The 8,320-nt window shown below is 67.5% G+C and carries 6 protein-coding genes; 2 read left to right on the top strand and 4 right to left on the bottom strand.

Features of this window, described 5'->3' with window-relative positions; translation table 11 throughout:
* Positions 1 to 1,058 precede the first annotated feature (1,058 nt).
* The 3 genes from ACWC1K_RS41920 to ACWC1K_RS41910 all read right to left on the bottom strand — a co-directional run bounded on the left by ACWC1K_RS41920 (position 1,059) and on the right by ACWC1K_RS41910 (position 2,489).
* Positions 1,059 to 1,292, bottom strand: coding sequence for a hypothetical protein (locus tag ACWC1K_RS41920; RefSeq protein ID WP_450838522.1), 234 nt, complete (start codon positions 1,290 to 1,292; stop codon positions 1,059 to 1,061).
* Between the two features lie 107 nt (positions 1,293 to 1,399).
* Positions 1,400 to 1,942, bottom strand: a complete 543-nt coding sequence (locus tag ACWC1K_RS41915) for a hypothetical protein (RefSeq protein WP_450838520.1) — start codon at positions 1,940 to 1,942, stop codon at positions 1,400 to 1,402.
* 97 nt (positions 1,943 to 2,039) lie between these two features.
* The gene (locus tag ACWC1K_RS41910; protein ID WP_450838518.1) at positions 2,040 to 2,489 is read right to left on the bottom strand and encodes a hypothetical protein; all 450 of its coding nucleotides are present in this window, start codon (positions 2,487 to 2,489) and stop codon (positions 2,040 to 2,042) included.
* A gap of 353 nt (positions 2,490 to 2,842) precedes the next feature.
* Here ACWC1K_RS41910 and ACWC1K_RS41905 point away from each other — a divergent pair, with 353 nt between their 5' ends.
* On the top strand, positions 2,843 to 6,646 hold the full coding sequence (locus ACWC1K_RS41905) for an nSTAND1 domain-containing NTPase (protein WP_450838517.1): 3,804 nt from the start codon (positions 2,843 to 2,845) through the stop codon (positions 6,644 to 6,646).
* 300 nt (positions 6,647 to 6,946) lie between these two features.
* Positions 6,947 to 7,516, top strand: a complete 570-nt coding sequence (locus ACWC1K_RS41900; RefSeq protein ID WP_450838532.1) for a DUF6919 domain-containing protein — start codon at positions 6,947 to 6,949, stop codon at positions 7,514 to 7,516.
* Positions 7,517 to 7,927: 411 nt separating this feature from the next.
* Here ACWC1K_RS41900 and ACWC1K_RS41895 read toward each other — a convergent pair whose 3' ends face one another.
* On the bottom strand, positions 7,928 to 8,128 hold the full coding sequence (locus ACWC1K_RS41895) for a hypothetical protein (protein WP_450838516.1): 201 nt from the start codon (positions 8,126 to 8,128) through the stop codon (positions 7,928 to 7,930).
* Positions 8,129 to 8,320 lie beyond the last annotated feature (192 nt).

Genomic DNA, 8,320 nt, shown 5'->3' with positions numbered 1-8,320 from the left:
GGGCCAGGTAGCGGTCGAGGGTCTGCGCGCGGATCTCGTTGCGGGCGGCGGCCTGCATCGCGTCATGGCGAGCACGCCGCTCTTCGGCAGAGGTCGGCGACGGGGGCGGGAAGGGCTCGGTCATCGTCCGGCGGCGACGCGGCGGACTCGACCTCGTCCCTCGGCCCGATCTCCGTCTCCAGCGCCCGCCACATCGCCGCCGCGTCCAGGTCGGCGCCGTGCTCGGTGACGAGGTTCAGCTGCTCGCTCCACCCACTGTGACTCCGGTTCGTAGGTTGCGAGCCGGAGTCACACCTGGCCAGAGGGCTGGCGGGACGCACTGAGACCGCACGGGGTGAAGTCCCTACGGTGAGCCGCCGGCAGCCGCGTGCGGTTCGGGCTATGCCCATGGCCCGGAGGCTGCTCCGTCTGCTTCAAGGCCGTAACGCCCATACTCATGCCTCAGACCGATCAGGACATGGTGCGCGCCGACGTCAGCGGCTTGGTGGGCCGGCCGCTCAACTCCCTCGCGGTCCCCGGCCCTCTCCCTCAGCCGCGCCGGCCAGGTCAGAGCATTGTGGTCTCCGGCGGTGGCGGCTAGGTGGGTCGGCCGCTCAACTCCCTCGCGGTCCCCGGCCCTCTCCCGTCTGTCCGCCAGCCAGGTCAGAACATGGGAGTCTCCGGTGTCAGCGGCTTGGTGGGCCAGCCGCTCGGCCTCGTCCCGGTCTCCCGCGTTCTCGCGTCTGCCCGCCGGCCAGATCAGAGCGTAAGTCTCTCCGGTGTCGGCGCCAGCGCGGTACAACCGCTTTACTCCATCCCGGTCCCAAGCCGGTGGCAGCGGCTGCCCGGCACAGCCGCTCGGCTTGGTCCCAGTCCCCGGCCGCCCACCGAATCCGTGCCAGTGACACCAGGGCCTGGCCCTTTTCGGCGTCGGCAAACTGGTTGGCAAGCCGTTGGGCCCCCTCCCAGTCCCCGAAGTCCGCCTGCCGCTCTGCCAGCCACGTCAGGGCGGAGGCGTGTCCAGCGTCGGCGGCGGCCCCGTGCAACCGTTCGACTCCCGCCAAGTCCCCGGCGTGCTCTCACATGCGTGCCAGCGTCGCCAGGGCATGCGCGTTTCCGGCATCGGCGGCGGCGCAGTACAGCAGAGCGGTGTGGCGGAGACGGAGCCGTCGATAGGCGGCGTCAGTGAGACGGGCTAGGTCGTTCGGGCTGGTGAGGTGGTGGGTGGCGGCGTCCCAGAAGGCGGCGGGCGGACAGAGGGGCTGGCGGGTGCGGCGGCCGTGCTGCTGGAGGTAGTCGGCGAGTTGGACCACGCCAGGCAGCGCACTTCATGTGGTTGACCGGTATTACTCAAATGATCATTCTGTGGTGCCCGGTCGCTTCGTCGAGCTCGCGGACGCGGTTGTCGCCTGGGCGTTCGTCAAGAGCACCAGAACTCGTTTCCCTTGCTGTAGGTGTGCCCCATATTCCCGTACCGTTCGCCCTTCTTCACGACGAGGTAGATGGACGACCGGTAGTACCACCGAGTGGAATTGTCGTGATGGCAGTTTCGGTAGTCCGCCTGTACCGGCTTACCGATCTTGCACGCTTTCCAGGACCCCCCGTTGTGGGCCACCACGTGCCATTGGTGGGTGTACCCGTTGTACTGCTCCAAGTCCACGCCCAGATGACAGCTGTTCGGGGAACCGAAGCAGGAGGTGAGGTAGGCCTCCGCGTGGATGTCTCGGCTGCTGCGGATCACGGTGAACGGCTTGGTGGCGTGCGCATAGCACCCGACGTAGTACCGCAGTGAGGTCGCATCGCTCGTCGCCAGGCCTGACGCCTGCTCGCCCAAGATCGAGGCGCCCGGTGCCGGGCCTCCTACGGCGCGGGTGGGCGACGCCGCGGACCCGCCTGCACTGACAGCCTGGGCGCCCGTCGGCACCGAGAGCAGCGTCAGCATCGCGGTGATGAGCGCGAACACAGCCCACACCGTCCGTGTGCTGCAGAATGGCTGCTGCCTTTCCACTGTCTTCCGCCTTTCTTCGATTTGGAGAACGGTCGCGGACGGACGAAGGGCCTCATCCCCACCACGGGCTGCAGTAGGAGACCCCGGAGTTGAGGTGGATGGGTACGCCGCTGCGGTGCAGGCAGATGCGTGCGGAGACCCTCTTGCGGTGGTTGTACGGCTTGTCGAACGTGACGGTGCTCTTGGTCACCTTCGACTGGCCGCCGAAGGTTCCGTCGACCCTGAAGATGACGACGACCTCGCGGTCGCGCGGCGCCCAGTAGTGATGCAGCGTGCCGGTCATCCTGCCTGTGTAGTGGCCGCTGCCGGAGTACGTGTGCTTGATGTCGACGTATCCGTTCGCGCCGCCGCCGACCTGGGTCCACAGCCGGGTCTGGTGAAGGACAAGAGGTGCTGTCGGCTCGGCGCTGGCCTGGGCTGGGATACCGGCAGCGAGACCTGCGCCCAGGGACAGTGCGGCGCCGGCAAGCCCGATCCGCTTGCACACGGTAGTGATGGCCATGCTGTGTCCTCTCGTTGTTGATCTAGGTGCCTGGACACAAGCAAGGAGGACGAACACCTGGCTCGGTCCAGTGCCGGGGCGCCGTCGCCCACCCCCCCCGTGAGGGCGACGGCCGGTTCCCCGCACCAGCACCACTGCGGGGTGGCGCATCACCGAGTTCAGCGGTTCCGGAATTGAATGGGCAGCCAGCCCCGCCACTCTGATCAATGGCTGCGCCGCAGATCACGGCATGGCAGTGCTGCCCTGACCAAAGAAGGCGCCCCTGCTTTGTCCTTCGGCGACGAGCATGCGTAGCGTGGCTGGCCGTTACGCCGCGTCCACGGGGGAGGCGGGCGAGTAGTGGAGGTGCGTCGATGGCGGGGCGTCCGGAAAGCCCACTCGATCCGAGTCAGGGGCCAGTGCAGCGTTTCGCCGCCGAGTTACGGAAGCTGCGGGCAGAAGCTGGCACTCCGTCGTACCGGGTGATGGCGCAGCGCACCGGGCAGGGAGCGAGCACCTTGTCACAGGCCGCCGGAGGTGAGCGGCTGCCGACTTTGCCGGTCGTTCTCGCGTACGTGCGGGCCTGCGGCGGTGATGCGCCTCAGTGGGAGGCACGCTGGCAGGGGGCGGCTGCCGAGGCCCAGGCCGAGCTTCGCCCGCAGGACGAGGACGCCGAGCCGCCCTACCGGGGCCTGGCCCGCTTCGAACCCGCCGACGCCGCTCTGTTCTTCGGCCGCGACCAACTCACCGACCGTCTGCTCGAGCTGACCGGCTCCCGACGGTTTACTGCCGTGTTCGGTCCGTCGGGCAGCGGGAAATCCTCTCTGCTGCGCGCTGGTCTCGTCCCCCGCCTCCGCGTTCCGGACGAGGGCAGCCCGCCGCCAGCCGCGCTGCGCGTCCTCACCCCGGGCGAACACCCGTTACGCACCCACGACCAGCACCTGATGCCGAAGGATGCCGACGGCGATACGTGGCTGATCGTCGACCAGTTCGAAGAGCTGTACACACTCTGCGCCGACCCGGCCGAACGCGAGGCGTTCATCGACCGCCTGCTGGCCGCCACTGCCCCGGCCAGTCGCCTGCGTGTCATCATCGCCGTCCGCGCGGACTTCCTCGGTCTCTGCGCCCAGCACCCCGCACTGACCGCAGCCCTGCAGGACAGCACTGTGCTGGTCGGCCCGATGAACCGCGACGGATTACGGGACGCCATCATCAAACCTGCCCAGGCAGCGGGGCTGATCGTGGAACGGTCCCTGACCGCGTGCATACTCGACGAGGTTGAAGGGGCGCCAGGGGCACTGCCGCTGATGTCGCATGCCCTGCTGGAAACCTGGAGGCGCAGGAAGGGCCGCTCTCTCACCCAGCAGGCATACGCGGCCAGCGGCGGCCTGCATGGCGCGGTCGCACGCACCGCCGAGGGTGTCTATTCAGGGCTTAGTGACGACCAGGCCGAGATGGCGCGGCAGATCCTCATGCGTCTCATCACCCCCGGTGAGGGCAGCCCGGACACCCGCCGCCCCATCTTCCGTTCGGAGCTTGATGCCGACGTGTCCCACGACGTCGCAACTGTGCTTGAACGGCTTGCCCGCGCCCGACTGATCACACTCGACGACGACACCGTCGAACTCGCCCACGAAGCACTGATCACCGGGTGGCCTCGGCTACGTGGATGGATCGACGCCGATCGTGAACGTCTGCGTATTCACCGCAGGTTGACCGAGGACGCGCGAGCCTGGGATGCCCTCGGTCGCGATCCGGGGGCGTTGTATCGCGGCATACGCCTGGCAACCACGGCCGAGGCCTTCACCGAGCGGGCCGACCTGACCTCGCTCGAGTCGGCTTTCCTGTCCGCGAGCCTCAAGGGGCGAGCCGAGGAGGAGCGGGCTGCAGCACGCACGACCCGTCGGCTGCGCTCGCTGGTGGCCGGCTTGACCGCGCTCGTCCTGGTGGCATGCGCGACGGCGACAGTTGCCCTGCAGCAACGGGCCGCCGCCCGCACACAACGCGATACCGCCCTGTCCCGGCAAATCGCTCTGCAAGCAGATCGGCTGCGCGGTAGCGCCGCGGCCCTTCAGTCCCAGAACGCGTCGCTTGCGGCCGAACTCGACATCGCGGCACACCGCGTGCACTCCTCCCCGCAGACGTATACGGCTCTGATCGGTGAAACAACCGCCACGCTCTTCTCCGAGGTCTCCTACCCTCGAGCCGCTGAAGTGCAGGGCGACGACGATTCGCCACCAGGAGCGAATGGCGGCAACGCAATCACCTACAGCTCTGCCGACCACGTACTGGCCACTGTTAAGGGTCAGTTGCCAGGCAAAGTGCAGCTGTGGGACACCCGTGACGTCACGCGCCCGCGGCCTGTCGGTACTCCGCTGACAGGCTCCGCGATCGCGTCCAGCCCACGGGGCCACGTCCTGGCCATTGCGGAGGATGACAGCTCGACCATCCGGTTGTGGAACATCTCCAGTCCCGCACATCCCGACCTGCTCAAAGCCTTCGCCGTCCCAGGTGATGGAACGCCTGCCTCCCTGGCGTACAGTCCCGATGGCCGCATACTCGCCGTCGGATACTCATCTGCCGATGACGACGATCGCATCCATTTGTGGGACGTCCACGACAGCACCCATCCCAAACCGATCGCTCAACCACTTCCCGGCAACACCGCGGCCTTCAGCCCTCACCGCCATCTCCTGGCCACCGGCAACGCGGACCGCGACGACAGGGTCCGGCTGTGGGACCTCTCTCGTCCGTCGCACCCAGATGTAGCCAGCACGCTCGACAAACGCGCGGATACCGTCTCAGCACTGTCCTTCAGCCCGGACGGACGATACCTGGCCACCAACGGCAGCGGGCTCGGCCAGGTCGGATGGTGGGACACCAAAGATCCAAGGCACCCCGCCCTCCGACACGAAACCCTCGGCACATCGGACAACACGCCTGCCGATGCCGTGGTATTCACTGCCGACGGGAAAATCGCCGCAGTCGCAGGAACCAACGGAACCCAACTCTGGAACATCACCGACCCCGATACACCGACCGCTTTGGGGAAACCACTCGGGCACCCGTCCCCCGGCACTATCGCGCCTGCGTTCACCCCCGACGGGCGGAGTCTGTTCACATTCGGCTCGACCTTGCGCGCCTGGAGCATCCCCCCGACCGTACTGACGGGCTGCTGGGCAGTTTCCAGGACAGCCTTCAGCCCAGACGGTCGCACCCTCGCCACCATGTGCCAAAAGACCGGGCTAATCCGCCTCTGGGACACCACCGACCCCGCCTACCCCGTTCTTCGTCGTGGCGCTCTCCCGGGGCGCATCGCAGCATTCGGCCCCAACGGCCATGTCCTGGCCGTCTGCCATAACGACATCGTCACGTTCTGGGACACTTCCGATCCTGACCATCCCCATCGCCTGGGCCAGCCCCTCACGCCCATGCCCAAAATCCCATGGCTCCTGACCTTCAGCCCCAATGGACACACGGTAGCCCTGAGCGATTCTGACGACGATTCCGTCTGGCTGTGGGACAGAGGAGACGTCGAGCATCCTCGGCGCCTCGGCCGCACCCCTCTCTATAAAGGCGGAATGATTCAACAGCTGACCTTCAGCCCCGACGGAACCCTGCTGGCCGCAACAGGAACTGACGATGCCAATCACACATCGCTCTGGGACACAAGGAACCCGGTCCATCCCAAGCGGCTCGGCAGGCCCCTTCCAGGGACCGTCGCAGCGTTCGCGCCTCGGCAACACGTCCTGGCCACTGGCACGACCGGTGGGACTTTCCGGCTTTGGGACCTCACCAATCCCGCCCGCCCCACGCCACTCAGCGGCATCCTCACGATCCCCGGGCCCGTGCACGCTGCCGCATTCAGCCCCGATGGACACACCCTGGCCTTCGGCTCAGAAGACGGAGCGCTGCGTCTGTGGGATGCCACCGATCCCGGTCACCCCACGGCCCTGGGAAACCCGATAGCAGGGCACACCTCCAGCATCAACAACATCGCGTTCAGCCCCCAGGGCCATACGCTCGCCACTGCCGGCTCCGACGGCACAGTACGGCTCTGGGGCCTGGACACAGACCAGGCCGTACGACGTATCTGCTCCACCACTGAGCATGCTCTGACCCAGCACAGGTGGCAGCAGTACATCGGCGGACGCTCCTATCAGAAACCGTGCCCCTGACGAAGCGGGCGGATCTGAAGGCAGCAGGGGACGACGCTCCGGTCCGGCTGCGGTGGGCCGCATGAGAAACTTGTACGCACGGATCATCCGGCCCACCCCCTTTCGGTACTTGTGATCAACATAGTGAAGGCTTCTGACAACGCAGCGAACTTCACCGCTGCGCGGCTCCCGGCCGAGGACGCATCCCCTCCCCGCCTGAAGGCGGGGATACCCTGCAAGATCGGGGATGGTGGGGGAGGAGCAGGCGCTGTTGTCCCGCCGGCGTGATGCCAATCGCAGGCGCCGTAGCGAAGTTCGCGCCTGGCAGAGCTCGAGGACGCGACAGCTGTGACGGCCCGCTGGCTGCGCGGATTGCTGCTCTTCCACCCCAACGGTCATCGCAGCGGCCCGGATCCGCAGCCCCTGCCGTTGGCAGATGTGCTCGCGGCCGCCACCTGTGTCGGGATCCTCACCCACCAGTCACAGCCTGGCGAACTCGCTGCATTCCACTCGCGGCCCTGGCGGCAGCGGGCGTTCGTCACGGCGTTCGTCGCAGACCCGGCGCTTGCCCGGGCCCAGGTCACCGCCGCCGCTCCCGCAGGCCCGGCGGCCTTCGAGGAACAGCGGCAACGGCTGCGTTCCGTCGCCCAGTTCGATGCGGCCTCGCGAACGTGGTGGGCCTATGTCGGCGTGCTGGATGTCCGGGCGCTCAAGATCCTGCAGCGGCTGTATGAGGCGGCGCAGCGTTTCGGGACCGGTGTCCGTGTCGAGGTGGTCGCTGCTCCTGATGCCTGGAGCGGGCCCTGTTCCACGGAGGCCGGTGAGATGGCAAGCCTGGTGGCGACAGAAGCTGACCGCGCTCGCTTGCTGGGCCAGTTGCACGTGACGTGATCGGGGCCGCCGTGATCAACCTTCGATGGGGCTGTGGCTTGCCTGGAAGGCCAGCACACCGGCCGTTGTCGGTGAGCCATGACCGCTGCGCGCGGTGGCGTGAGCCCAGCGGGATCAACGACCGGCGCGACACGATGCGTTAGGACAAAAGGAGGGGGTTTCGCGCGGGGTGACAGACGGCGGATTCGGACGGCGGTCCTGGGCGGGGCGGAGGGCGCGAGCCGAACGCTCCCAACAGTCCGAGGATGCGGCGTCACTGGGCATGGCAGTTCGCGGCATACATTCCGACGGGATCGGCCGGCAGGGGAGTGAGGCAGCTCCGACAGCGCCGGCCCGTCGTCCGGCTTCCCGAAGCGCCCTCTGATTGGGGCATCGGCATCCGTGTGCCAAGAGTGGAGTCCGCGAGACCCATCAAGCAATGTGCGCTCCAGCACTCACTCCGGGGCCGACGCCCAGGGCCGTGTGCGTCTCCAGCGCGGTACACGTGTCGCCCAGGGCGCGGTGCCCGCCGCCCGGCGGCAAGAAGTCCCGCACACCCTCCCAGTCGGAGCGCCGGCGCATGATGCGCGCCCACTGGTCCTTCGACCGCAGGTGCTGCTGATCCGTTTCCACCTGCAGGCAGTCGCCTCTCTCAAGCCTCAAGCCGCCAGGGCCGGATCACTCGCATCGACCGACGTTGATCCGGCTCTCGCAGACCGTCGGACACGCATCTCGCAGCGCCAGCAGCAAGCCATGGGAGACCACAGTGCCGACGCAAGGGCGACGTAGGGTCTATTGTAAAGAAATCTTTCTAAAGGTATCTTT

It is taken from the genome of Streptomyces sp. NPDC001492 (assembly GCF_053597275.1).
This window is presented reverse-complemented; position numbering and strand designations above follow the sequence as displayed.

Excerpts from the sequence above, each read along its gene's own strand:
- ACWC1K_RS41910 (WP_450838518.1), bottom strand. The coding sequence starts at position 2,489 with ATGGCCATCACTACCGTGTGCAAGCGGATCGGGCTTGCCGGCGCCGCA.
- ACWC1K_RS41905 (WP_450838517.1), top strand. The coding sequence starts at position 2,843 with ATGGCGGGGCGTCCGGAAAGCCCACTCGATCCGAGTCAGGGGCCAGTG.